The organism is Enterobacter cloacae complex sp. P6RS (genome assembly GCF_014982245.1).
Classification (GTDB): domain Bacteria; phylum Pseudomonadota; class Gammaproteobacteria; order Enterobacterales; family Enterobacteriaceae; genus Enterobacter; species Enterobacter bugandensis.
In genome coordinates this window covers 115,347-139,629 of sequence record NZ_JADCLB010000012.1, presented here as the reverse complement: position 1 = coordinate 139,629, position 24,283 = coordinate 115,347, and the positions used below count along the sequence as shown (strand labels likewise).

Sequence of the window (24,283 nt, the reverse complement as noted above, 5' to 3'; positions counted from 1 at the left end):
ACTTAATTCTGCTCAATGTCGATAACAGTTTAATTATACTTAAGTCATCCTTAACTGGATGGTTATTGTATATTGATTTGGTTTATGGTTTCATTCAAACACTAAAGTTAAGCATATCCTTTGTGCCGTTTTGTATTATAGCATTATTAGATAATCTTTATATATTCCGATTTTTAAACAATTTTCTTTCGCTGGTCGTATCTGCATGGTAAATCATATTTTTCGAAATTATTACAGTGCGTTGGCGAAGGGAGTGTAGCGTGACAGTGGAGTCAGAAGTGCCAGAAAATAATATTAAACAACCACAGATTACTGATGGAATTAAACCACAGTTACGCACGGTGGATCTTAATCTACTGACGGTGTTTGATGCTGTCATGCAGGAGCAGAATATCACGCGTGCGGCACAAGCCCTGGGGATGTCACAGCCTGCCGTAAGTAATGCCGTTGCCAGGCTTAAGGTTATGTTCAACGACGAATTGTTTGTTCGTTATGGAAGAGGGATCCAGCCTACAGCGCGGGCTTTCCAGCTTTTCGGCTCCATCCGCCAGGCGCTGCAGCTGGTGCAAAATGAGCTGCCGGGCTCGGGCTTTGAACCCTTAAGCAGTGAGCGAGTATTCCATCTCTGCGTCTGCAGTCCATTAGATAATTATCTGACGTCAATTATTTATAATAAAGTTGAAGAGATCGCACCTAATATTAATCTCGTCTTTAAATCGTCCTTAAATCAAAACACCGAACACCAGTTACGTTACCAGGAAATCGAATTCGTCCTGGGTTATGAAGAATTCCGCCGTCCTGAATTTTCCTGTGTACCGCTGTTTAAAGATGAAATGGTGCTGGTTGCCAGCAAAAAACATCCACGACTGAATGCGCCGTTACGTGAAAGTGACGTTTATAGCGAACAGCATGCCGTTGTTGCGCTCGACAGATATGCCTCCTTTAGCCTGCCCTGGTACGACACTGCGGAGAAACAGGCGAGCGTGGCTTATCAGGGGATGGCCATGGTCAGCGTGTTAAACGTCGTTTCCCAGACGCAGCTGGTGGCAATTGCCCCACGCTGGCTGGCAGAAGAGTTCTCTGGCGCGTTAAATCTGCAAATTTTGCCTCTGCCGCTCAAGCTAAATAGCCGCACCTGCTATCTCTCCTGGCATGAAGCTGCTGGACGGGATAAAGGACACCAGTGGATGGAAGAGCTACTTATTAGCATCTGCCGTCGGTAATCGAGTCAGGATAAATTGCATCTTTGCATGTGATTTATCCTGGTTTTGTTTCTTTTATTAATATTTTGTTCTGTTACGTATTTTATCTGGCGCCTGCCAGGCCCGTAAAAATAGATGATTTTCTACATCGCCGCGCTTTTCAGCGATGATTTATCATCTCATCCCCTAATTTCAGATGAATTAACCATATCCTCTGACAATGTCTGTTTTTTCTGCTTTCACGGCCTCTTCTCTCTCCTGGTTTGCGAATTGCCTGCCTCATAACGAGCGGTTAAGGTAAGTATCACTCTGCAAAATAGAAGACGGGTTCATCCCGATCGCAAGACGGTGCGGAAATGAATTCGGCGGTCCGTCTATAACAAAATGCCTGGAGGCAAAGCATGGAGATGTTGTCTGGCGCGGAAATGGTCGTCCGGTCGCTGATCGATCAGGGCGTAAAGCAAGTGTTCGGCTATCCTGGCGGCGCGGTCCTCGATATTTATGACGCACTGCATACGGTAGGGGGTATTGACCATGTGCTGGTACGCCATGAGCAGGCGGCGGTACATATGGCCGATGGCCTGGCGCGTGCGACGGGTGAAGTGGGCGTGGTCCTGGTCACGTCGGGGCCCGGTGCGACAAACGCCATTACCGGCATTGCGACCGCGTACATGGACTCTATTCCGCTGGTGATCCTTTCCGGACAGGTCGCGACATCACTGATTGGCTATGATGCGTTTCAGGAGTGCGACATGGTCGGGATTTCGCGTCCCGTCGTGAAGCACAGCTTCCTTGTCAAGCAAACCGAAGACATTCCTGGCATTCTGAAGAAGGCGTTCTGGCTGGCGGCAAGCGGGCGCCCGGGGCCGGTGGTGGTCGATCTCCCTAAAGATATCCTGAACCCGGCAAACAAGCTGCCTTATGTCTGGCCGGAATCGGTGAGCATGCGCTCTTACAACCCAACAACGCAGGGCCACAAAGGTCAGATCAAACGCGCGCTGCAAACGCTGCTGGCCGCTAAAAAACCGGTGGTCTATGTCGGTGGCGGGGCCGTCAATTCAGCGTGTGAGGCACAGCTTCGTGAACTGGTTGAAAAGCTCAATCTTCCTGTTGCGTCATCGCTGATGGGACTCGGAGCGTTTCCCGCCACCCACCGTCAGGCGCTCGGCATGTTGGGTATGCACGGTACCTATGAAGCCAACATGACGATGCATCATTCTGACGTCATCTTTGCCGTCGGCGTGCGTTTTGACGATCGTACGACCAACAACCTGGCGAAGTATTGCCCGAACGCCACCGTGCTGCACATTGATATCGATCCGACGTCAATTTCAAAAACGGTGTCTGCTGATGTACCTATCGTCGGCGACGCGCGACAGGTCCTTGAACAAATTCTGGATCTGCTGGCGCTGGAAAACACAGCGCAACCGCTGGATGAAATCCGTGACTGGTGGCAGCAAATTGAGCAATGGCGCGCGCGGCAGTGTCTGAAATATGACACCCAAAGCGAGCATATTAAGCCGCAGGCGGTCATCGAAACGGTATGGCGACTGACGAAAGGCGACGCGTATGTGACCTCTGACGTGGGCCAGCATCAAATGTTTGCCGCCCTCTATTATCCGTTTGATAAACCGCGTCACTGGATCAACTCGGGAGGTTTAGGCACGATGGGCTTTGGCCTGCCTGCCGCGCTGGGCGTGAAGCTGGCGCTGCCCAATGAAACCGTCGTCTGCGTGACCGGAGACGGCAGTATTCAGATGAACATTCAGGAACTTTCCACCGCGCTGCAATATGAGCTGCCGGTACTGGTGCTCAACCTCAATAACGGCTATCTCGGTATGGTGAAGCAGTGGCAGGATATGATCTACTCGGGCCGCCACTCTCAGTCATATATGAAATCGCTGCCGGATTTTGTTCGTCTTGCTGAAGCTTACGGTCATATAGGGATGCGGGTGACCGATCCGGCTGAGCTGGAAACGAAGCTCGCCGAAGCGCTTGAGCACGTTAAAAACAACCGTCTCGTCTTTATGGATGTCATCGTTGATGGAACCGAGCACGTTTATCCGATGCATATTCGCGGCGGCGGTATGGACGAGATGTGGTTAAGCAAAACGGAGAGAACCTGATATGCGCCGGATATTATCGGTATTACTGGAAAACGAGTCTGGCGCACTGTCGCGCGTCATTGGGCTTTTTGCGCAGCGTGGCTATAACATTGAAAGCCTGACCGTGGCGCCAACGGACGATCCGACGCTGTCGCGTATGACGATTCAGACCGTTGGCGATGCCAAGGTAATTGAGCAGATCGAGAAACAGCTGCATAAGCTGGTCGATGTGCTGCGCGTAAGCGAGCTGGGGCAGGGCGCTTACGTTGAGCGTGAGGTCATGCTGGTAAAAATACAGGCCAGCGGTTACGGGCGCGAAGAGGTCAAACGCAATGCGGATATCTTCCGCGGGCAGATCATCGACGTCACGCCTTCTCTTTATACGGTTCAACTGGTCGGAACCAGTGACAAGCTGGACGCTTTCCTGGCATCCGTGCGGGATGTAGCAAAAATTGTTGAGGTGGCGAGATCGGGGATCGTTGGTCTGTCACGCGGCGAGAAAATCATGCGGTAGTTGTTAAAAAGGTTCGCCTCTTTCAGCCCGGTCACCAAAGCCGGGCTTTTTTTTGCGTAATCAGCCGACAACGCAGATAAAAGCGGTTGCCGCGAAGGCTTTTCTGCGTTTAGATGTTAAAAGATTTAACCATAACCTTGACAGGGCCATGGACTCTTTTCTTTTTTTAAGGGGCAATTGTGAAACTGGATGAAATCGCCCGGCTAGCCGGCGTGTCACGAACAACGGCCAGCTATGTGATTAACGGCAAAGCAAAGCAGTACCGCGTCAGCGATAAGACCGTTGAAAAAGTTATGGCGGTGGTTCGTGAGCATAACTACCATCCGAATGCTGTCGCTGCCGGCCTGCGTGCCGGGCGCACCCGCTCTATTGGTCTGGTGATCCCGGATCTGGAAAACACCAGCTATACCCGTATCGCCAACTATCTCGAACGTCAGGCCCGCCAGCGCGGTTACCAGCTGCTGATAGCCTGTTCTGAAGACCAGCCCGATAACGAGATGCGCTGCATTGAACATCTGCTCCAGCGTCAGGTCGATGCCATCATCGTCTCGACCTCCTTACCGCCGGAGCATCCGTTTTACCAGCGCTGGGCGAACGATCCGTTCCCCATCGTGGCGCTGGACCGCGCGCTCGATCGTGAGCATTTCACAAGCGTAGTGGGTGCCGATCAGGATGACGCGGAAATGCTGGCCGCTGAGCTGAGAACCTTCCCCGCTGAAACGGTGCTGTATCTTGGCGCGCTGCCCGAGCTTTCCGTAAGCTTCCTGCGTGAGCAAGGGTTCAGAACCGCCTGGAAAGACGATCCGCGTGAAGTCCACTATCTCTATGCCAACAGCTATGAACGCGAAGCCGCTGCGCAGCTGTTCGAAAAATGGCTGGAGACGCACCCGATGCCCCAGGCGCTGTTCACCACGTCATTTGCCCTTCTGCAGGGGGTAATGGATGTCACCTTGCGTCGTGAAGGCAAGCTTCCCTCTGACCTGGCGATCGCCACGTTTGGGGATAACGAGCTTCTCGATTTCCTTCAGTGCCCGGTGCTGGCGGTGGCCCAGCGTCACCGAGATGTAGCGGAACGCGTCCTGGAGATTGTTCTGGCGAGTCTGGATGAGCCGCGCAAACCGAAGCCGGGTCTGACGCGTATCAAACGTAATCTCTATCATCGCGGAATTTTGAGCCGCCATAAATGAAATGACGGGGCGGCGAAAAACCGCCCTTTTTACTGGAATTATTCGTCGAGTTAATTCCCGCAGTGAAATTAGGATAATTCTTGAGAGATCCTAATCTACTATTTTTCTTAATTCATTTTGCCGTTTAAAATGGCCCTTAAAGAATCATGAAGCGATTTTTAGACGCCTCTCTTTGTATTACTTTGTTACAAACCCTCTTCGGTCGATGAATATTCAGACGTTTTTTCTTCCCCCCGACCGGCCAGCAACGCAACCGCCGCTTCTACCGACCGATTGAGCGAATCTGGCGCTGTCATCCCCTGACAATCTGTCATAAAATGCTGCCCGCGTCGCAAACTGACACTTTATATTTATCTGCGATGATATTGAGTGAGCCTTAACGCTAGTGTGCATATTCGGTTTTTTTCTTACAAATATTCATAACGTTAATTTTGCCTCGCCAGTTGTGCAGTTATTAACCGGGACTGTTTATCTCTGTAAATAGTGGGCGTACAGCCTCGTATAGGGAGAGTCCTGGCTTGACAAGCTTTTCCCTCGCTCCGTAAACTCCTTCAGGTGGGAATTTGTGGGTTAAAGTGGTGAGGAGGGGTGAGACTGGCATGTTCCGTGGAGCAACGTTAGTCAATCTCGACAGCAAGGGGCGTTTATCGGTACCAACCCGATACCGCGACCAGCTGATTGAGAATGCTTCGGGTCAAATGGTTTGCACCATTGACATCAACTCCCCCTGCCTGCTGCTTTACCCCTTGCCTGAATGGGAAATCATTGAGCAAAAGCTGTCGCGACTGTCGAGCATGAACCCGCAGGAACGCCGCGTGCAGCGGCTCTTATTGGGACATGCCAGTGAATGTCAGATGGATAACGCCGGGCGATTACTGATTGCTCCTGTGTTGCGGCAACATGCCGGTCTGACCAAAGAAGTGATGCTGGTCGGGCAGTTCAACAAGTTTGAACTGTGGGACGAAACGACCTGGTATCAACAGGTCAAGGAAGATATCGACGCTGAGCAGTCTGATTCCGCAACTTTATCGGAACGGCTGCAGGACTTGTCTCTATAAATATGATGGAAAATTATAAACATAAAACGGTGTTACTGGACGAGGCCGTGAACGGCCTGAATATTCGTCCGGATGGCATCTACATTGATGGCACGTTTGGTCGCGGTGGTCACTCGCGTTTGATCCTCTCCCAGCTTGGAGAGGAAGGGCGACTGCTGGCAATCGATCGCGATCCGCAGGCGATTGCCGTGGCACAGACCATCAATGACCCACGCTTTTCCATCGTGCATGGACCTTTTTCTGCGCTCGCTGATTACGTGGCCGAGCGCGATCTCACGGGCAAGATCGACGGGATTCTTCTCGATCTTGGCGTCTCTTCACCCCAGCTTGATGATGCAGAACGCGGCTTCTCCTTTATGCGCGACGGTCCGCTGGACATGCGTATGGACCCGACGCGCGGCCAGTCTGCCGCCGAATGGCTGCAGACCGCTGACGAAGCCGATATTGCCTGGGTGATCAAAACCTTCGGCGAAGAACGTTTTGGCAAGCGCATTGCGCGCGCCATCGTTGAGCGCAACCGCATTGAGCCGATGACCCGCACCAAAGAGTTGGCCGAGGTGATCGCGGCGGCAACGCCGGTGAAGGATAAGCACAAACATCCCGCGACCCGTACCTTCCAGGCGGTTCGCATCTGGGTAAACAGTGAACTGGAGGAAATAGAGCTGGCGCTAAAAAGCTCGCTCGACGTGCTGGCCCCGGGTGGGCGGTTATCCATCATCAGCTTCCATTCGCTGGAAGACCGCATTGTAAAACGCTTCATGCGTGAACAGAGCCGCGGTCCTCAGGTTCCCGCGGGGTTGCCGATGACGGAAGAACAACTCAGGAAGCTGGGGGGCCGTCAGTTGCGAGCATTAGGCAAGTTGATGCCGGGCGAAGAAGAGGTGGCAGAGAATCCACGTGCCCGTAGTTCAGTGCTGCGAGTTGCAGAGAGGACGAACGCATGATCGGCAGAGTGACAGAAACCCTAAGCAAAGTTAAGGGATCGTTAGGAAGCAACGAGCGCCATGCCTTGCCTGGCGTGATCGGCGACGATCTTTTGCGATTCGGGAAACTGCCACTCTGCCTGTTCATTTGCATCATTGTTACGGCAGTTACGGTGGTGACCACAGCTCACCATACACGTTTATTGACTGCGCAACGCGAGCAGCTGGTGCTGGAACGCGATGCGCTGGATATTGAATGGCGAAATCTGATCCTTGAAGAAAACGCGCTCGGCGATCACAGCCGGGTTGAACGGATCGCAACGGAAAAGCTGCAGCTGCAGCATGTTGATCCTTCCCAGGAAAATATCGTAGTACAAAAATAAGGGAACACGCGACGCATGAAAGCAGCGGCAAAAACGCTTAAACCAAAACGTCAGGAAGAACAGGCCAACTTCATCAGTTGGCGTTTTGCGTTGCTTTGCGGCTGCATTTTACTGGCGCTGGGTTTCCTGCTGGGACGCGTGGCGTGGTTGCAAATCATCGCCCCTGACATGCTGGTACGCCAGGGAGATATGCGCTCCCTTCGCGTTCAGGAAGTGTCGACTTCTCGCGGAATGATCACTGACCGTTCAGGTCGCCCGCTGGCGGTGAGCGTGCCGGTGAAGGCGATCTGGGCCGATCCGAAAGAGCTGCACGACGCCGGTGGCATCACGCTTGATAACCGCTGGAAAGCGCTTTCAGATGCGCTCAAAATGCCGCTGGATCAGCTAGCCTCCCGCGTCAACGCGAACCCGAAAGGGCGTTTTATCTATCTGGCGCGCCAGGTTAACCCTGACATGGCGGACTACATTCGGAAACTGAAGCTGCCGGGCATTCATCTGCGCGAAGAATCCCGTCGTTACTATCCGTCCGGCGAAGTAACCGCTCACCTCATCGGCTTCACCAACGTTGACAGCCAGGGGATTGAAGGCGTTGAAAAAAGCTTCGATAAGTGGCTCACCGGCCAGCCTGGCGAGCGAATTGTGCGTAAGGACCGCTACGGGCGCGTCATCGAAGATATCTCCTCTACGGATAGCCAGGCGGCGCACAACCTGGCTCTGAGTATCGACGAGCGCCTGCAGGCGCTGGTCTACCGCGAGCTGAACAACGCCGTGGCGTTTAACAAGGCAGAATCCGGCAGCGCCGTGCTGGTGGATGTCAGCACCGGAGAAGTGCTGGCCATGGCCAACAGTCCTTCCTACAACCCGAACAACTTTACCGGCACCGCAAAAGATGCGATGCGTAACCGGGCAATTACCGACGTGTTCGAACCCGGCTCCACGGTGAAACCGATGGTGGTGATGACGGCGCTTCAGCGCGGTATCGTCAATGAAAACACGGTCCTGAACACGATCCCTTACCGTATTAACGGCCACGAGATTAAAGACGTGGCGCGCTACAGCGAATTGACCCTGACCGGGGTGTTACAGAAGTCGAGTAACGTCGGTGTTTCAAAGCTGGCGTTAGCGATGCCGTCCTCAGCGTTAGTAGAGACTTACTCACGTTTTGGACTTGGAAAGGCGACCAATTTGGGGTTGGTCGGAGAACGCAGTGGCTTATATCCTCAAAAACAACGGTGGTCTGACATAGAGAGGGCCACCTTCTCTTTCGGCTACGGGCTAATGGTAACCCCGTTACAGTTAGCGCGAGTCTACGCAACGATTGGCAGCTACGGCGTTTATCGCCCGCTGTCCATCACCAAAGTTGATCCACCGGTTCCGGGCGAGCGTATCTTCCCGGAATCCATCGTTCGTACCGTTGTGCACATGATGGAAAGCGTGGCGCTGCCGGGCGGCGGCGGCGTGAAGGCGGCCATCAAAGGCTATCGCATCGCCATTAAAACCGGTACGGCGAAAAAGGTGGGGCCAGACGGCCGCTACATCAACAAATACATTGCCTATACCGCAGGCGTTGCGCCTGCAAGCAATCCGCGTTTTGCGCTGGTGGTCGTGATTAACGATCCACAGGCGGGTAAATACTACGGCGGCGCCGTTTCCGCGCCTGTGTTTGGCGCCATCATGGGTGGCGTGTTACGCACCATGAACGTTGAACCAGATGCGCTGGCGACGGGCGAAAAAAGTGAATTTGTAATTAATCAAGGCGAGGGTACAGGTGGCAGATCGTAATTTGCGCGACCTTCTCGCTCCGTGGGTGTCAAATGCACCGGAGCGAGCACTGCGAGAGATGGTACTGGACAGCCGCGTGGCTGCTTCTGGCGATCTTTTTGTGGCGGTGGTTGGTCATCAGGCGGACGGGCGTCGTTATATCCCGCAGGCGATTGCGCAAGGTGTGGCTGCCATTATTGCTGAGGCTAAAGACGAGGCAACCGACGGTGAGATCCGTGAAATGCACGGGGTGCCGGTTATCTATCTCAGCCAGTTGAATGAGCGTCTCTCTGCACTGGCGGGACGTTTTTATCACGAACCTTCCGACCAACTGCGTCTGGTTGGCGTGACGGGCACGAACGGAAAAACCACCACCACGCAGCTGATGGCGCAGTGGGCTCAGCTGCTGGGTGAAACCGGCGCGGTGATGGGTACCGTGGGTAACGGCCTGCTGGGCAAAGTGAGCCCGACGGAAAACACCACCGGTTCGGCGGTTGACGTACAGCACGTGCTTGCCGGTCTGGCAGGGCAAGGGGCAACCTTTGCCGCAATGGAAGTTTCTTCGCACGGCCTGGTACAGCACCGCGTCGCGGCACTGAAGTTTGCTGCTTCAGTGTTCACCAACCTGAGCCGCGATCACCTTGATTATCATGGTGATATGGAACACTACGAAGCCGCCAAATGGCTGCTGTTCTCTACTCACCATTACGGCCAGGCCATTATCAATGCCGACGACGAAGTGGGCCGCCGCTGGCTTGCGAAGCTGCCAGACGCGGTAGCGGTGTCGATGGAAGACCATATCAATCCGAACTGCCACGGCCGCTGGCTGAAGGCCGTAGACGTTAACTATCACGACAGTGGCGCGACGATCCGCTTTGCCTCTTCCTGGGGTGACGGTGAAATCGAAAGCCGCCTGATGGGGGCGTTCAACGTCAGCAACCTGCTGCTGGCGCTGGCAACGCTGCTGGCGCTGGGTTATCCGATGGCGGAACTGCTGAAAACGTCAGCGCGTCTCCAGCCGGTTTGCGGCCGTATGGAAGTGTTTAGCGCGCCGGGCAAACCGACCGTGGTTGTCGATTATGCCCACACGCCGGATGCGCTGGAAAAAGCGCTGGAAGCGGCACGCCTGCACTGCACCGGTAAACTCTGGTGCGTCTTCGGCTGCGGTGGCGATCGCGACAAAGGTAAACGTCCCCTGATGGGCGCCATTGCGGAGCAGTTCGCGGACATTCCTGTGGTCACCGATGACAATCCGCGTACCGAAGAGCCGCGCGCCATCATCAACGACATTCTGGCGGGTATGCTGGACGCCGGTCGTGCCCGTGTGGTGGAAGGCCGCGCGGAAGCCGTGACAAACACCATCATGCAGGCAAAAGAAAATGATGTCGTTCTGCTGGCCGGTAAAGGTCATGAAGACTATCAGATTGTTGGCAATCGTCGTCTGGACTACTCCGACCGCGTAACGGCAGCGCGTCTGCTGGGAGTCGTCGCATGATTAGCATCACCTTAAGCCAGGCCGCTGCGGTACTGCACGGCGAGCTGCTGGGCCAGGATCTGACCATTGACGCGGTCACCACCGACACCCGCAAAGTGACCGCGGGCTGTCTGTTTGTGGCGCTGAAAGGCGAACGTTTTGACGCGCATGATTTTGCCGGACAGGCCAAAGAAAACGGCGCTGGCGCGCTGCTGGTCAGCCGCAGGCTGGATATCGATTTGCCGCAGATTGTGGTGAACGATACGCGTCTCGCGTTCGGTGAACTGGCCGCCTGGGTTCGTCAGCAGGTGCCTGCTCGCGTTGTCGCGCTGACCGGGTCATCGGGCAAAACGTCAGTGAAAGAGATGACGGCGGCCATCCTCAGCCAGTGCGGTAATACGCTTTATACCGCAGGCAACCTCAATAATGACATCGGCGTGCCGATGACATTGCTTCGCCTGACCAAAGAGCATGAATTTGCGGTGATCGAGTTAGGGGCAAACCACCAGGGCGAAATCGCCTGGACCGTGAGCCTGACTCGCCCGGAAGCGGTGCTGGTGAACAACCTTGCGGCAGCGCATCTGGAAGGTTTTGGCTCGCTGGAAGGCGTGGCGAAAGCGAAAGGCGAAATCTACACCGGTCTGCCTGCTGACGGCATTGCCATTCTCAATGCCGACAACAACGACTGGCTGAACTGGCAGAGCATCATTGGCTCGCGTAAAACCTGGCGCTTCTCGCCGAACGCGGCCAACAGTGACTTTACCGCGACCAATATCCATGTGACGTCGCACGGTACGGAATTCACGCTTGCTACCCCAACGGGTGACGTAGACGTGCTGTTACCGCTGCCGGGACGCCATAACATCGCCAATGCGCTGGCGGCAGCGGCCTTGTCGACGGCGGTGGGAGCGTCACACGAGGCGATTAAAACCGGGCTGGCGAATTTGAAAGCCGTGCCGGGACGCCTGTACCCGATCCCGCTTGCAGAAAACAAATTGCTGCTTGATGACTCCTACAACGCGAACGTCGGCTCAATGACGGCGGCGGTGCAGGTGCTATCTGAAATGCCGGGCTACCGCGTCATGGTGGTTGGCGACATGGCGGAGCTGGGCGATGAAAGCGAAGCCTGTCATACCCAGGTGGGTGAAGCGGCGAAAGCGGCGGGACTGGACTGCGTGCTGAGCGCAGGAAAACTGAGCCAGGCGATTAGCCATGCCAGCGGCGTTGGCGAACATTTTGCCGACAAAGCCGCGTTGATTGAGCGCCTTAAGGCATTAATTACAGAAAAACAAATTGTGACAGTGTTAGTGAAAGGTTCACGTAGTGCCGCCATGGAAGAGGTTGTGCACGCATTACAGGAGAACGGGACATGTTAGTTTGGCTGGCCGAACATTTGGTCAAATATTATTCAGGCTTTAACGTCTTTTCGTATCTGACGTTTCGCGCCATCGTCAGCCTGCTGACTGCGCTGTTCATCTCGTTGTGGATGGGCCCGCGCATGATTGCCCGTCTGCAAAAACTCTCTTTCGGCCAGGTCGTACGTAACGACGGTCCGGAGTCGCACTTCAGCAAGCGCGGTACGCCGACGATGGGCGGGATCATGATCCTGACCGCGATCGTCGTTTCCGTACTGCTGTGGGCCTATCCGTCTAACCCGTACGTCTGGTGCGTGCTGACCGTACTGGTGGGCTACGGCATTATCGGGTTTGTGGATGATTACCGTAAAGTCGTCCGCAAAGACACGAAGGGCCTGATTGCCCGCTGGAAGTATTTCTGGATGTCAGTGATTGCGCTGGGCGTTGCCTTCGCGCTGTATCTGGCAGGAAAAGATACGCCTGCCACCGAACTGGTGGTGCCGTTCTTTAAAGACGTGATGCCGCAGCTGGGGCTGTTCTACATCCTGCTGGCCTACTTTGTGATTGTTGGTACCGGTAACGCCGTTAACCTGACCGATGGCCTGGATGGTCTGGCGATTATGCCAACCGTCTTCGTGGCGGCTGGTTTTGCGCTGGTGGCGTGGGCGACCGGTAACATGAACTTTGCGAACTACCTGCACATTCCTTATCTGCGTCACGCGGGTGAGCTGGTGATCGTCTGTACGGCGATAGTCGGCGCGGGGCTGGGCTTCCTCTGGTTCAACACCTATCCGGCGCAGGTCTTTATGGGTGACGTCGGTTCTCTGGCTTTGGGCGGCGCGCTCGGCATTATCGCCGTGCTGCTGCGTCAGGAGTTCCTGCTGGTGATCATGGGCGGCGTGTTTGTGGTTGAAACCCTGTCGGTGATTTTGCAGGTCGGCTCCTTCAAGCTGCGCGGTCAGCGCATCTTCCGTATGGCGCCGATCCACCACCACTATGAACTGAAAGGCTGGCCGGAGCCGCGCGTGATTGTGCGCTTCTGGATTATTTCGCTGATGCTGGTGCTGATTGGCCTGGCAACGCTGAAGGTACGTTAATCATGGCAGATTACCAGGGTAAAAAAGTCGTTATCATTGGGTTAGGCCTCACTGGCCTCTCCTGCGTGGACTTTTTCCTTGCGCGCGGTGTGACGCCGCGCGTGATGGATACGCGTGTCTCTCCGCCGGGTCTGGACAAGCTGCCGGAACAGGTTGAACGCCACCTTGGTGGTCTGAATGATGACTGGCTGCTGGCAGCCGATCTGATTGTCGCCAGCCCGGGTATGGCGCTGGCGCACCCTTCACTGAGCGCTGCTGCGGATGCGGGCGTTGAGATTGTCGGCGATATCGAGCTGTTCTGCCGCGAAGCGCAGGCGCCGGTTATCGCGATCACCGGTTCTAATGGCAAAAGCACCGTCACTACCCTGGTGGGTGAAATGGCGAAAGCCGCAGGCATGAACGTAGGGGTAGGCGGCAATATCGGTCTGCCCGCGCTGATGCTGCTGGACAAAGGCTGCGAGCTGTACGTTCTGGAACTTTCCAGCTTCCAGCTTGAAACCACCTCCAGCCTGCATGCGGCGGCGGCAACGATCCTCAACGTGACGGAAGATCATATGGATCGGTATCCGTTTGGTCTGCAGCAGTATCGCGCGGCCAAGCTGCGTGTTTACGAAAATGCCAAAATTTGCGTGGTTAACGCCGACGACGCGCTGACCATGCCGGTGCGCGGCGCGGACGAGCGCTGCATCAGCTTTGGTATCACCATGGGTGATTATCATCTGAACCGCCAGCTGGGCGAAACCTGGCTGCGCGTGAAAGGTGAAAAGGTGCTGAACGTGAAGGAGATGAAGCTTTCCGGCCAGCACAACTATACCAATGCCCTGGCGGCGCTGGCGCTGGCAGATGCCGTAGGGCTGCCGCGCTCTTCCAGCCTGAAAGCGTTGACCACATTTTCCGGCCTGGCACACCGTTTCCAGCTGGCGCTGGAGCATAACGGCGTGCGCTGGATTAACGACTCCAAAGCGACCAACGTGGGAAGCACAGAGGCCGCGCTGAACGGTCTGCACGTTGAGGGCACCCTGCATCTTCTGTTGGGTGGCGACGGCAAATCTGCTGATTTCTCCTCCCTGAAACAGTACCTCACCGGCGATAACATCCGCCTGTACTGCTTTGGCCGTGACGGCAGCGAGCTGGCTGAACTACGCCCGGAAGTTGCTGAGCAAACTGAAACGATGGAACAGGCGATGCGCCTGATTGCCCCGCACGTGCAGCCTGGCGACATGGTTCTGCTCTCCCCGGCGTGCGCCAGCCTCGATCAGTTTAAGAATTTCGAACAGCGTGGCGATGTCTTTACCCGCCTTGCGAAGGAGTTAGGCTGATGCGTTTATCTCTCCCTCGCCTGAAAATGCCGCGCCTGCCAGGATTTGGAATTCTGGTGTGGCTGTTTGCGGCGCTGAAAGGCTGGGTGATGGCTTCACGGGATAAAGATTCCGATAGCCTGATTATGTACGACCGCACCCTGTTCTGGCTGACGCTGGGGCTGGCGGCGATCGGCTTTATCATGGTGACGTCGGCCTCTATGCCCGTTGGACAGCGTCTGGCGAACGATCCCTTCCTGTTCGCCAAGCGTGACGGGCTGTACATCATTCTGGCGTTCTGCCTGGCGCTGGTAACGCTTCGTCTGCCGATGGCGTTCTGGCAGCGCCACAGTACCGCGATGCTGATCGCCTCCATTATCATGCTGCTGATCGTGCTGGTTGTCGGGAGCTCCGTTAACGGGGCATCACGCTGGATCGCCTTCGGCCCGCTGCGTATTCAGCCTGCGGAGTTCACCAAGCTTTCGTTATTCTGCTACCTGGCAAACTACCTGGTGCGAAAAGTCGATGAGGTGCGAAACAACCTTCGCGGCTTCTTAAAGCCGATGGGCGTCATTCTGGTGCTGGCGATCCTGCTGCTGGCGCAGCCTGACCTCGGGACCGTTGTCGTACTGTTTGTCACCACGCTGGCGATGCTGTTCCTGGCAGGGGCCAAGCTGTGGCAGTTCATCGCCATCATCGGGATGGGGATTTCAGCAGTGGTGCTGCTGATCCTCGCCGAGCCTTACCGTATCCGCCGTGTGACCTCGTTCTGGAACCCGTGGGAAGATCCGTTCGGTAGCGGTTACCAGCTGACGCAGTCGCTGATGGCGTTTGGCCGCGGTGAAGTCTGGGGACAAGGCCTGGGCAACTCGGTGCAGAAACTGGAGTATTTACCGGAGGCGCATACCGACTTCATCTTCTCCATTATTGGGGAAGAACTGGGTTATATCGGTGTGGTATTAGCGCTTTTAATGGTATTCTTCGTCGCTTTCCGCGCCATGTCGATTGGCCGAAAAGCGCTGGAGATCGATCACCGCTTCTCAGGCTTCTTAGCCTGCTCAATTGGTATCTGGTTTAGCTTCCAGGCGCTGGTTAACGTCGGGGCCGCAGCGGGTATGCTGCCGACCAAAGGTCTGACGTTGCCGCTGATCAGCTATGGTGGTTCGAGCCTGTTGATCATGTCGACGGCCATTATGTTTTTGTTACGCATAGATTATGAGACGCGTCTGGAGAAAGCCCAGGCGTTTACACGAGGTTCACGATGAATCAACCGAAGCGGTTAATGGTGATGGCAGGCGGTACCGGTGGACACGTGTTCCCGGGGCTGGCGGTTGCGCACCATTTAATGGAGCAGGGCTGGCAGGTACGCTGGCTGGGAACCGCAGACCGCATGGAAGCCGACCTGGTACCGAAGCACGGTATTGAGATCGACTTTATTCGTATTTCCGGCCTGCGAGGCAAAGGCCTCAAGGCCATGCTGCTGGCGCCGGTGCGTATTTTTAATGCCTGGCGTCAGGCGCGCACCATCATGAAGCGCTTTAAGCCCGATGTGGTGCTGGGTATGGGCGGCTATGTTTCTGGTCCCGGCGGGCTGGCCGCGTGGTCGTTAGGCATTCCCGTTGTTCTGCACGAGCAGAACGGTATTGCCGGTCTGACCAACAAGTGGCTGGCGAAAATCGCCACCAAAGTGATGCAGGCGTTTCCCGGTGCGTTTCCGAAAGCGGACGTGGTGGGTAACCCGGTGCGCGTCGACGTGCTGGCGCTGCCTCTACCGGATGCCCGCCTGGCGGGACGTGAAGGCCCGGTTCGTGTTTTGGTCGTTGGTGGTTCTCAGGGTGCGCGCATTCTGAATCAGACAATGCCGCAGGTGGCGGCAAAGCTGGGTGATGCCGTGACTATCTGGCACCAAAGCGGTAAAGGCGCTCAGCAGACCGTTGAGCAGGCGTACGCTGATGAAGGCCAGCCGCAGCATAAAGTGACGGAATTTATTGACGATATGGCCGCAGCCTATGCCTGGGCCGATGTCGTGGTCTGCCGCTCTGGCGCGCTGACGGTGAGCGAAATCGCCGCCGCCGGCTTGCCAGCGCTGTTCGTGCCGTTCCAGCACAAAGACCGACAGCAGTACTGGAACGCGCTGCCGCTTGAGAAAGCCGGCGCGGCGAAAATTTTTGAGCAGCCACACTTTACCGCCGATGCGGTCGCCACCACCCTGGCGGGCTGGAACAGAGACGCACTGCTGGAGATGGCGCAGCGCGCGCGCGCTGCCGCTATCCCGGATGCGACAGAACGGGTGGCAAAAGAAGTGAGCCTGGCAGCCCAGGCTTAACCCTCGCAGCGCGTGTTGCGCTGCACGAATTTTAAGTAGTCGATGGCGTTTAGAGAATGAATACACAACAACTGGCAAAACTGCGTTCAATCGTGCCCGAGATGCGTCGCGTCCGGCACATTCACTTTGTTGGCATCGGTGGTGCCGGCATGGGCGGTATTGCCGAAGTGTTAGCTAACGAAGGTTATCAGATCAGCGGGTCTGACCTGGCGCCAAACCCTGTCACGCAGCAGCTGGCGTCGCTTGGGGCGACTATCTATTTCAACCATCGCCCGGAAAACGTGCGCGATGCAAGCGTGGTGGTGGTATCGAGCGCCATCTCCTCTGACAATCCGGAAATCGTTGCCGCGCACGAAGCGCGCATTCCGGTGATCCGCCGCGCAGAAATGCTGGCGGAACTGATGCGGTTCCGTCACGGCATTGCGATTGCCGGTACCCACGGTAAAACCACGACCACGGCGATGGTTTCCAGCATTTATGCGGAAGCGGGTCTCGATCCGACGTTTGTCAATGGCGGTCTGGTGAAAGCCGCAGGCGTCCATGCGCGTCTGGGCCACAGCCGTTATCTGATTGCGGAAGCGGATGAGAGCGACGCGTCGTTCCTGCACCTGCAGCCGATGGTGGCGATTGTCACCAATATCGAAGCCGACCATATGGATACCTACCAGGGCGACTTCGAAAACTTAAAGCAGACCTTCATCAACTTCCTGCACAACCTGCCGTTTTATGGCCGCGCGGTGATGTGCGTGGACGACCCGGTGATCCGCGAGCTGCTGCCGCGCGTCGGTCGTCAAATCACCACCTACGGCTTCAGCGAAGACGCTGACGTCCGCGTGGAAGAGTACAAACAGATTGGTGCGCAGGGGCATTTCACTCTGGCGCGTCAGGACAAAGAGCTGCTGCACGTCACGCTGAATGCGCCAGGGCGCCATAACGCACTTAACGCCGCAGCGGCAGTGGCTGTTGCGACGGAAGAAGGCATTGATGATGAGGCGATCCTGCGCGCGCTGGAAAGCTTCCAGGGGACAGGGCGTCGCTTCGACTTCCTCGGCGAGTTCCCGCTGGATGCGGTGAATGGTAAGCCAGGTACCGCGATGCTGGTGGACGACTACGGTCACCATCCGACGGAAGTCGACGCGACCATCAAAGCCGCACGCGCGGGCTGGCCGGAGAAGAATCTGGTGATGATCTTCCAGCCGCACCGCTTCACGCGTACCCGCGATCTGTATGACGATTTCGCCAGCGTGCTGTCACAGGTGGATACCCTGCTGATGCTGGATGTTTACGCCGCTGGCGAAACGCCAATTCCAGGCGCAGACAGCCGTTCCCTGTGTCGTACCATCCGCGGGCGCGGTAAAGTTGACCCTATTCTGGTTTCTGACCCGGCACAGGTGGCGGAAATTCTGGCACCGGTCCTGACCGGTAACGATCTCATCCTGATTCAGGGTGCGGGAAATATCGGCAAGATCGCCCGTACCTTAGCTGAAATCAAACTGAAGCCGCAAACCCAGGAGGATGAGCATCATGGCTGATAAGATTGCAGTCCTCTCTGGCGGCAACTCCGCCGAGCGCGAGGTTTCTCTGAATTCCGGCGCTGCCGTGCTGGCGGGCCTGCGTGAAGGCGGCGTAAACGCACATATTGTCGATCCAAAAGAGGTCGACGTGACGCAATTAAAAGCGATGGGCTTCGATAAGGTCTTTATCGCGTTACATGGTCGTGGCGGTGAAGACGGAACCCTGCAAGGGCTTCTGGAGCTGATCGGCCTGCCTTACACCGGCAGCGGCGTGATGGCATCCGCCATCTCTATGGATAAACTGCGCAGTAAGTTACTCTGGCAGGGAGCGGGTTTACCCGTTGCGCCGTGGGTGGCGCTGACGCGCGGCGAATTTGAATTGGGCCTGTCGGACAGCGTTAATACACGCATTGCGGCACTGGGCTTACCGGTTATTGTAAAGCCGAGCAGGGAAGGGTCGAGCGTCGGGATGTCAAAGGTCGATAAAGCTGAAGATTTAACATCTGCTTTAGCGCTGGCATTTCAACACGATGAAGAAGTTCTGATTGAAAAATGGCTCAGCGGGCCGGAATTTACCGTCGCGATGCTTGGCGAAGAAATTTTACCGTCAATTCGCATCCAACCCGCCGGAGTCTTCTATGATTATGAGGCGAAGTATCTCTCTGATGAGACGCAATATTTCTGCCCTTGTGGTCTTGAAGCAGAGCGCGAAGCCGAATTACAGTCCCTGGTGCTTAAAGCCTGGAATGTTTTGGGCTGCAGCGGCTGGGGACGCATTGATGTGATGCAGGACAATGACGGGCAGTTTTATCTGCTGGAAGCCAATACCTCACCGGGAATGACCAGCCACAGCCTTGTGCCGATGGCGGCGCGTCAGGCGGGAATGAGCTTCTCGCAGTTAGTCGTACGTATTCTGGACCAGGCGGGCTGATATGTCTCAGGCTGCATTGAACACGCGCAACCGCGATGACGAAGAAGAATACACTTCTTCACGCCGGAGTAATGGAACGCGTCTTGCAGGGATAATTTTCCTGCTCGGGGTGCTGTGCACCGTGTTTATCAGCGGCTGGATGGTGCTGGGCTGGATGGAAGACGCACAGCGGTTGCCGCTGTCAAAGCTGGTGGTGACCGGCGAGCGTCACTACACGCGTAACGATGATATTCGCCAGTCTATTCTGGCGCTGGGATCGCCCGGCACCTTTATGACGCAGGACGTCAATATTATCCAGAGCCAGATTGAACGTCTGCCATGGATAAAACAGGCGAGTGTCAGAAAACAATGGCCTGATGAATTGAAGATTCATCTGGTTGAATATGTGCCCATTGCGCGTTGGAATGATCAGCACATGGTTGACGTCGACGGAAATTCCTTCAGCGTCCCGAGCGATCGAGTCAACAAGCAAAATTTACCGATGTTGTATGGCCCTGAAGGCAGCGAAAACGAAGTATTGCAGGGTTTTCGTGAAATGGGGCAGGTGCTGGCGAAGGACAGGTTTACGTTAAAAGATGCTGCGATGACGGCGCGCCGCTCCTGGCAGCTGACGTTGACGAACGGCATTAAGCTCAACCTGGGACGCGGCGACACAATGAAACGTCTTGCGCGTTTTGTAGAACTTTACCCGGTTTTACAACAGCAGGCGCAGGCGGACGGCAAACGGATAAGCTACGTTGATTTGCGCTATGACTCAGGCGCAGCAGTCGGTTGGGAGCCGGCTCCGGTCGAGGAACCTAATCAGCAACAGAATCAGGCACAGGTACAGGCAGAACAACAATGATCAAGGCGACGGACAGAAAACTGGTAGTTGGACTGGAGATTGGCACCGCGAAGGTTGCCGCTTTAGTAGGGGAAGTTCTGCCCGACGGTATGGTCAATATCATTGGCGTGGGCAGTTGCCCGTCCCGTGGTATGGATAAAGGTGGGGTAAACGACCTTGAGTCGGTGGTGAAATGCGTACAGCGCGCCATCGACCAGGCTGAATTAATGGCAGATTGCCAGATTTCTTCTGTCTATCTGGCCCTTTCTGGCAAGCACATTAGCTGCCAGAACGAAATCGGTATGGTGCCGATTTCTGAAGAAGAAGTGACGCAGGAAGACGTTGAAAACGTTGTGCATACGGCGAAGTCCGTGCGCGTTCGCGATGAGCATCGCGTGCTGCACGTGATCCCGCAGGAATATGCGATTGACTACCAGGAAGGGATCAAGAACCCGGTTGGTCTGTCTGGCGTGCGTATGCAGGCAAAAGTGCACCTGATCACATGTCACAACGATATGGCGAAGAACATCGTAAAAGCCGTTGAACGTTGTGGCCTGAAAGTTGACCAACTTATTTTCGCCGGTCTGGCGGCAAGTTATTCCGTGCTGACCGAAGACGAACGTGAACTGGGTGTCTGTGTGGTGGATATCGGTGGTGGTACAATGGACATGGCCGTGTATACCGGCGGTGCGCTGCGCCACACCAAAGTGATCCCTTACGCAGGGAACGTTGTGACCAGCGATATTGCTTACGCTTTTGGTACGCCACCGAGCGATGCAGAAGCGATTAAAGTACGCCACGGCTGTGCGCTGGGGTCTATCGTTGGTAAAGATGAGAGCGTTGAGGTGCCGAGCGTGGGCGGCCGTCCGCCGCGTAGCCTGCAGCGCCAGACGTTGGCAGAGGTAATTGAGCCGCGCTATACCGAGCTGCTCAACCTGGTCAACGAAGAGATTTTACAGCTTCAGGAACAGCTTCGTCAGCAGGGTGTTAAGCATCATCTTGCGGCGGGGATTGTGTTAACCGGCGGTGCAGCGCAAATTGAAGGTCTTGCGGCCTGCGCTCAGCGCGTGTTCCATACGCAGGTGCGTATTGGTGCGCCGCTGAATATTACCGGTTTAACGGATTATGCTCAGGAGCCGTACTATTCAACGGCTGTGGGCCTGCTCCACTACGGGAAGGAATCTCATCTCAGTGGTGAAGCGGAAGTGGAAAAACGCGTCTCAGTGGGGTCGTGGGTCAAACGACTGAACAACTGGCTGCGAAAAGAGTTTTAATTTTTTAAAGAGACCGGAGAGAATTAGCGGTCTCGGGCGACAGGCACAACGGAGAGAGAAATTATGTTTGAACCTATGGAACTGACCAACGACGCGGTGATTAAAGTCATCGGCGTCGGTGGCGGCGGCGGTAACGCCGTAGAGCATATGGTGCGTGAACGCATTGAAGGTGTTGAATTCTTCGCAGTTAACACCGATGCGCAGGCACTGCGTAAAACGGCAGTTGGCCAGACTATCCAGATCGGCGGTGGCATCACCAAAGGGCTTGGCGCTGGGGCTAACCCGGAAGTCGGTCGCAACGCGGCTGAAGAAGATCGTGAAGCCCTGCGTGCTGCACTGGAAGGTGCGGACATGGTCTTCATCGCAGCAGGCATGGGCGGCGGTACCGGTACCGGTGCAGCACCTGTTGTCGCTGAAGTAGCTAAAGATTTAGGTATCCTGACCGTTGCTGTCGTGACCAAGCCTTTCAATTTTGAAGGCAAGAAGCGTATGGCCTTCGCGGAGCAGGGTATCACCGAGCTGTCCAAGCATGTGGACTCGCTGATCACCATCCCGAACGACAAGCTGCTGAAAGTTCTGGGTCGTGGTATCTCCCTGCTGGACGCCTTCGGCGCAGCAAACGACGTGCTGAAAGGCGCGGTCCAGGGTATCGCAGAACTGATTACCCGTCCTGGCCTGATGAACGTTGACTTTGCAGACGTTCGCACCGTGATGTCCGAAATGGGCTACGCGATGATGGGCTCTGGCGTGGCGAGCGGCGAAGACCGTGCGGAAGAAGCGGCTGAAATGGCTATCTCTTCTCCACTGCTGGAAGATATCGATCTGTCCGGTGCGCGCGGCGTGCTGGTCAACATTACCGCTGGCTTTGACCTGCGTCTGGATGAGTTCGAAACCGTGGGTAATACCATCCGCGCGTTCGCTTCTGACAACGCGACCGTGGTAATCGGTACTTCCCTTGACCCGGAAATGAACGACGAGCTGCGTGTTACCGTTGTTGCGACCGGTATCGGTATGGACAAGCGTCCTGAGATCACCCTCGTGACCAACAAGCAGACTCAGCAACCGGTAATGGATCGTTACCAGCAGCACGGTATGTCTCCTCTGACTCAGGAGCAAAAACCGGCCGCGAAAGTGGTGAACGACCCAACGCCGCAAACGGCAAAAGAGCCAGATTATCTGGACATCCCGGCGTTCCTGCGTAAGCAAGCTGACTAAGAATTGGCTGGAATTTGGGGATTTGCGCTCTTTGTGCTAAACTGGCCCACCGTTAGTGATATACACTCTCGGTTGGATAGTTAATTTGGCGAGATTATACGATGATCAAACAAAGGACACTTAAACGTATCGTTCAGGCGACGGGTGTCGGTTTACATACCGGCAAGAAAGTCACACTGACGTTACGCCCTGCGCCGGCCAATACCGGGGTCATCTATCGTCGCACCGACTTGAATCCACCGGTAGATTTTCCGGCCGATGCCAAATCTGTGCGTGATACAATGCTCTGTACTTGTCTGGTGAACGAGCATGACGTGCGGATTTCTACCGTAGAGCACCTGAACGCCGCCCTGGCGGGTCTGGGTATCGACAACATTATTGTTGAAGTCGATGCGCCAGAAATCCCGATTATGGATGGTAGTGCTGCGCCGTTCGTTTATCTGTTGCTGGATGCCGGCATCGAAGAACTGAACTGTGCGAAGAAATTTGTTCGCATCAAAGAGACCGTTCGCGTCGAAGATGGCGACAAGTGGGCTGAATTCAAACCGTACAATGGTTTCTCGCTGGACTTTACCATCGACTTTAACCATCCGGCGATTGACTCCAGCACTCAGCGCTACGCGATGAACTTCTCTGCTGATGCGTTTATGCGCCAGATCAGCCGCGCTCGTACGTTTGGCTTCATGCGTGATATCGAATATCTGCAGTCCCGCGGCCTGTGCCTGGGCGGCAGCTTCGATTGTGCCATCGTTGTTGACGATTATCGCGTACTGAACGAAGACGGCCTGCGTTTTGAAGATGAGTTCGTTCGTCACAAAATGCTGGATGCGATCGGCGACCTGTTCATGTGTGGTCACAACATCATTGGTGCATTTACCGCGTTCAAATCCGGTCATGCACTGAACAACAAATTGTTGCAGGCCGTCCTGGCAAAACAGGAAGCCTGGGAATATGTGACCTTTGAAGACGAAGCGGAACTGCCGCTGGCGTTCAAAGCACCGACTATGGTCCTGGCGTAACGGTTAACGCCGTTTCGTAAGAAAAGCGACTGGTTCACCTGGTACTCTCTCCGACCAGGGAAGCCAGTCGTTTTTATTTCTGCCCTTCTTTGATTTGCCCCTCTACTCCCTGGCCATTGTCGGGTGCCGAATAACGGTGTGTTCGCTGCATTATTGACCGTTTTTACCTGCTGCAAGGTGTCATTCCTGCTGCTGCGTATTGGCTTTAGTGGTAATATCTGGGCGCTAAAAAAGAATAACTGAACTCAGCCTGCACTGGCGGGCGATTGTGGTGGAGCAAGTGAGCGGAATACTGACGCGCTGGCGACAATTTGGCAGACGTTACTTCTGGCCGCATCTCTTATTAGGGATGGTCGCGGCGAGTTTCGGCTTGCCTGCGCTCAGTAACAGTGCGGAAGCGGCGACGCCAGCACGTTCCACGACAACTAAACACGATCTCTCGACGCGGGTTAACTTTACTAATCTCGCGTGGCTTGAAGCCAGCCGTCGTCCTAATTTCTCCGTTGATTACTGGCAGCAGCACGCCATCCGCACGGTTATTCGTCATCTGTCGTTCGCGATGACGCCGCAGACGATGCCTGTTGCTGAAGAGTCGCTGCCGGTTCAGGCTCAGCATCTTGCCCTGCTCGATACGCTTAATGCGCTTCTGACGCAGGATAACCAGCCGCCCGTGACCGTGAGTCAGACGGCGCAAACCTGGTTTGTTCCTCCTGTATCATTCTCCGTTTCGACATGGATTAGCCAGGTTCACGGCATCCGTGCCGGGCCTCAACGCCTCAGCTAAATTAACCTTTTTCAATACCTTAATTTATCTGCCCGTCTGG

Annotated in this window: 21 protein-coding genes; all 21 read left to right on the top strand. The window is 55.4% G+C overall.

Translation table 11 applies throughout. The features are described 5' to 3' along the window. The first annotated feature begins 278 nt into the window (after positions 1-278). The 21 genes from leuO to secM all read left to right on the top strand — a co-directional run bounded on the left by leuO (position 279) and on the right by secM (position 24,243). Complete coding sequence (gene leuO, locus INF73_RS07560) at positions 279-1,223, top strand: transcriptional regulator LeuO (protein WP_041911249.1); 945 nt, start codon at positions 279-281, stop codon at positions 1,221-1,223. 380 nt (positions 1,224-1,603) lie between these two features. Beyond that, entirely contained in the window at positions 1,604-3,328 is a 1,725-nt protein-coding gene (gene ilvI / locus INF73_RS07555; RefSeq protein WP_041911248.1) for an acetolactate synthase 3 large subunit, read from the top strand. 1 nt (position 3,329) lies between these two features. Further along, the gene (gene ilvN / locus INF73_RS07550) at positions 3,330-3,821 is read left to right on the top strand and encodes an acetolactate synthase small subunit (RefSeq protein WP_045259452.1); all 492 of its coding nucleotides are present in this window, start codon (positions 3,330-3,332) and stop codon (positions 3,819-3,821) included. Positions 3,822-4,000: 179 nt separating this feature from the next. Next, positions 4,001-5,008: a catabolite repressor/activator gene (cra, locus tag INF73_RS07545; protein WP_014168621.1), complete on the top strand. Its 1,008-nt coding sequence runs from the start codon at positions 4,001-4,003 to the stop codon at positions 5,006-5,008. 599 nt (positions 5,009-5,607) lie between these two features. Beyond that, on the top strand, positions 5,608-6,066 hold the full coding sequence (gene mraZ, locus INF73_RS07540; RefSeq protein WP_010426995.1) for a division/cell wall cluster transcriptional repressor MraZ: 459 nt from the start codon (positions 5,608-5,610) through the stop codon (positions 6,064-6,066). Positions 6,067-6,068: 2 nt separating this feature from the next. After that, positions 6,069-7,010 (top strand): 16S rRNA (cytosine(1402)-N(4))-methyltransferase RsmH, encoded by a 942-nt coding sequence (gene rsmH, locus INF73_RS07535; protein ID WP_045259453.1) that lies wholly within the window; start codon positions 6,069-6,071, stop codon positions 7,008-7,010. Further along, entirely contained in the window at positions 7,007-7,372 is a 366-nt protein-coding gene (gene ftsL / locus INF73_RS07530; protein ID WP_006173860.1) for a cell division protein FtsL, read from the top strand. Before rsmH ends, ftsL begins: the two co-directional genes overlap by 4 nt. A gap of 15 nt (positions 7,373-7,387) precedes the next feature. Continuing rightward, positions 7,388-9,154: a peptidoglycan glycosyltransferase FtsI gene (locus INF73_RS07525; RefSeq protein WP_028015504.1), complete on the top strand. Its 1,767-nt coding sequence runs from the start codon at positions 7,388-7,390 to the stop codon at positions 9,152-9,154. Next, positions 9,141-10,628 carry a UDP-N-acetylmuramoyl-L-alanyl-D-glutamate--2,6-diaminopimelate ligase gene (murE, locus tag INF73_RS07520; protein WP_193541098.1) on the top strand — a complete coding sequence of 496 codons (1,488 nt, stop codon included), beginning with the start codon at positions 9,141-9,143 and terminating at the stop codon, positions 10,626-10,628. Before INF73_RS07525 ends, murE begins: the two co-directional genes overlap by 14 nt. Beyond that, the gene (gene murF / locus INF73_RS07515) at positions 10,625-11,983 is read left to right on the top strand and encodes a UDP-N-acetylmuramoyl-tripeptide--D-alanyl-D-alanine ligase (protein ID WP_193541100.1); all 1,359 of its coding nucleotides are present in this window, start codon (positions 10,625-10,627) and stop codon (positions 11,981-11,983) included. Before murE ends, murF begins: the two co-directional genes overlap by 4 nt. Next, positions 11,977-13,059: a phospho-N-acetylmuramoyl-pentapeptide-transferase gene (gene mraY / locus INF73_RS07510; protein ID WP_008501985.1), complete on the top strand. Its 1,083-nt coding sequence runs from the start codon at positions 11,977-11,979 to the stop codon at positions 13,057-13,059. Before murF ends, mraY begins: the two co-directional genes overlap by 7 nt. A gap of 2 nt (positions 13,060-13,061) precedes the next feature. Next, positions 13,062-14,378, top strand: a complete 1,317-nt coding sequence (gene murD, locus INF73_RS07505) for a UDP-N-acetylmuramoyl-L-alanine--D-glutamate ligase (protein ID WP_193541102.1) — start codon at positions 13,062-13,064, stop codon at positions 14,376-14,378. Next, positions 14,378-15,622, top strand: a complete 1,245-nt coding sequence (ftsW, locus tag INF73_RS07500) for a cell division protein FtsW (protein ID WP_028015508.1) — start codon at positions 14,378-14,380, stop codon at positions 15,620-15,622. Before murD ends, ftsW begins: the two co-directional genes overlap by 1 nt. Further along, positions 15,619-16,683 (top strand): undecaprenyldiphospho-muramoylpentapeptide beta-N-acetylglucosaminyltransferase, encoded by a 1,065-nt coding sequence (gene murG / locus INF73_RS07495; protein WP_028015509.1) that lies wholly within the window; start codon positions 15,619-15,621, stop codon positions 16,681-16,683. The genes ftsW and murG overlap by 4 nt, the downstream gene beginning before the upstream one ends. A gap of 56 nt (positions 16,684-16,739) precedes the next feature. Continuing rightward, a complete protein-coding gene (gene murC, locus INF73_RS07490) occupies positions 16,740-18,215 on the top strand; it encodes a UDP-N-acetylmuramate--L-alanine ligase (protein ID WP_028015510.1) in 1,476 nt (491 codons plus the stop codon). Continuing rightward, complete coding sequence (locus tag INF73_RS07485) at positions 18,208-19,128, top strand: D-alanine--D-alanine ligase (RefSeq protein WP_041911244.1); 921 nt, start codon at positions 18,208-18,210, stop codon at positions 19,126-19,128. Before murC ends, INF73_RS07485 begins: the two co-directional genes overlap by 8 nt. A gap of 1 nt (position 19,129) precedes the next feature. Beyond that, entirely contained in the window at positions 19,130-19,972 is an 843-nt protein-coding gene (gene ftsQ / locus INF73_RS07480; protein WP_045259458.1) for a cell division protein FtsQ, read from the top strand. Then, positions 19,969-21,225, top strand: a complete 1,257-nt coding sequence (gene ftsA, locus INF73_RS07475; protein ID WP_006173845.1) for a cell division protein FtsA — start codon at positions 19,969-19,971, stop codon at positions 21,223-21,225. The genes ftsQ and ftsA overlap by 4 nt, the downstream gene beginning before the upstream one ends. A 63-nt stretch (positions 21,226-21,288) precedes the next feature. Then, complete coding sequence (gene ftsZ / locus INF73_RS07470) at positions 21,289-22,440, top strand: cell division protein FtsZ (protein WP_008501978.1); 1,152 nt, start codon at positions 21,289-21,291, stop codon at positions 22,438-22,440. Positions 22,441-22,541: 101 nt separating this feature from the next. Further along, positions 22,542-23,459, top strand: a complete 918-nt coding sequence (gene lpxC, locus INF73_RS07465) for a UDP-3-O-acyl-N-acetylglucosamine deacetylase (protein ID WP_006810110.1) — start codon at positions 22,542-22,544, stop codon at positions 23,457-23,459. Between the two features lie 280 nt (positions 23,460-23,739). Next, complete coding sequence (secM, locus tag INF73_RS07460) at positions 23,740-24,243, top strand: secA translation cis-regulator SecM (RefSeq protein WP_193541104.1); 504 nt, start codon at positions 23,740-23,742, stop codon at positions 24,241-24,243. Positions 24,244-24,283 lie beyond the last annotated feature (40 nt).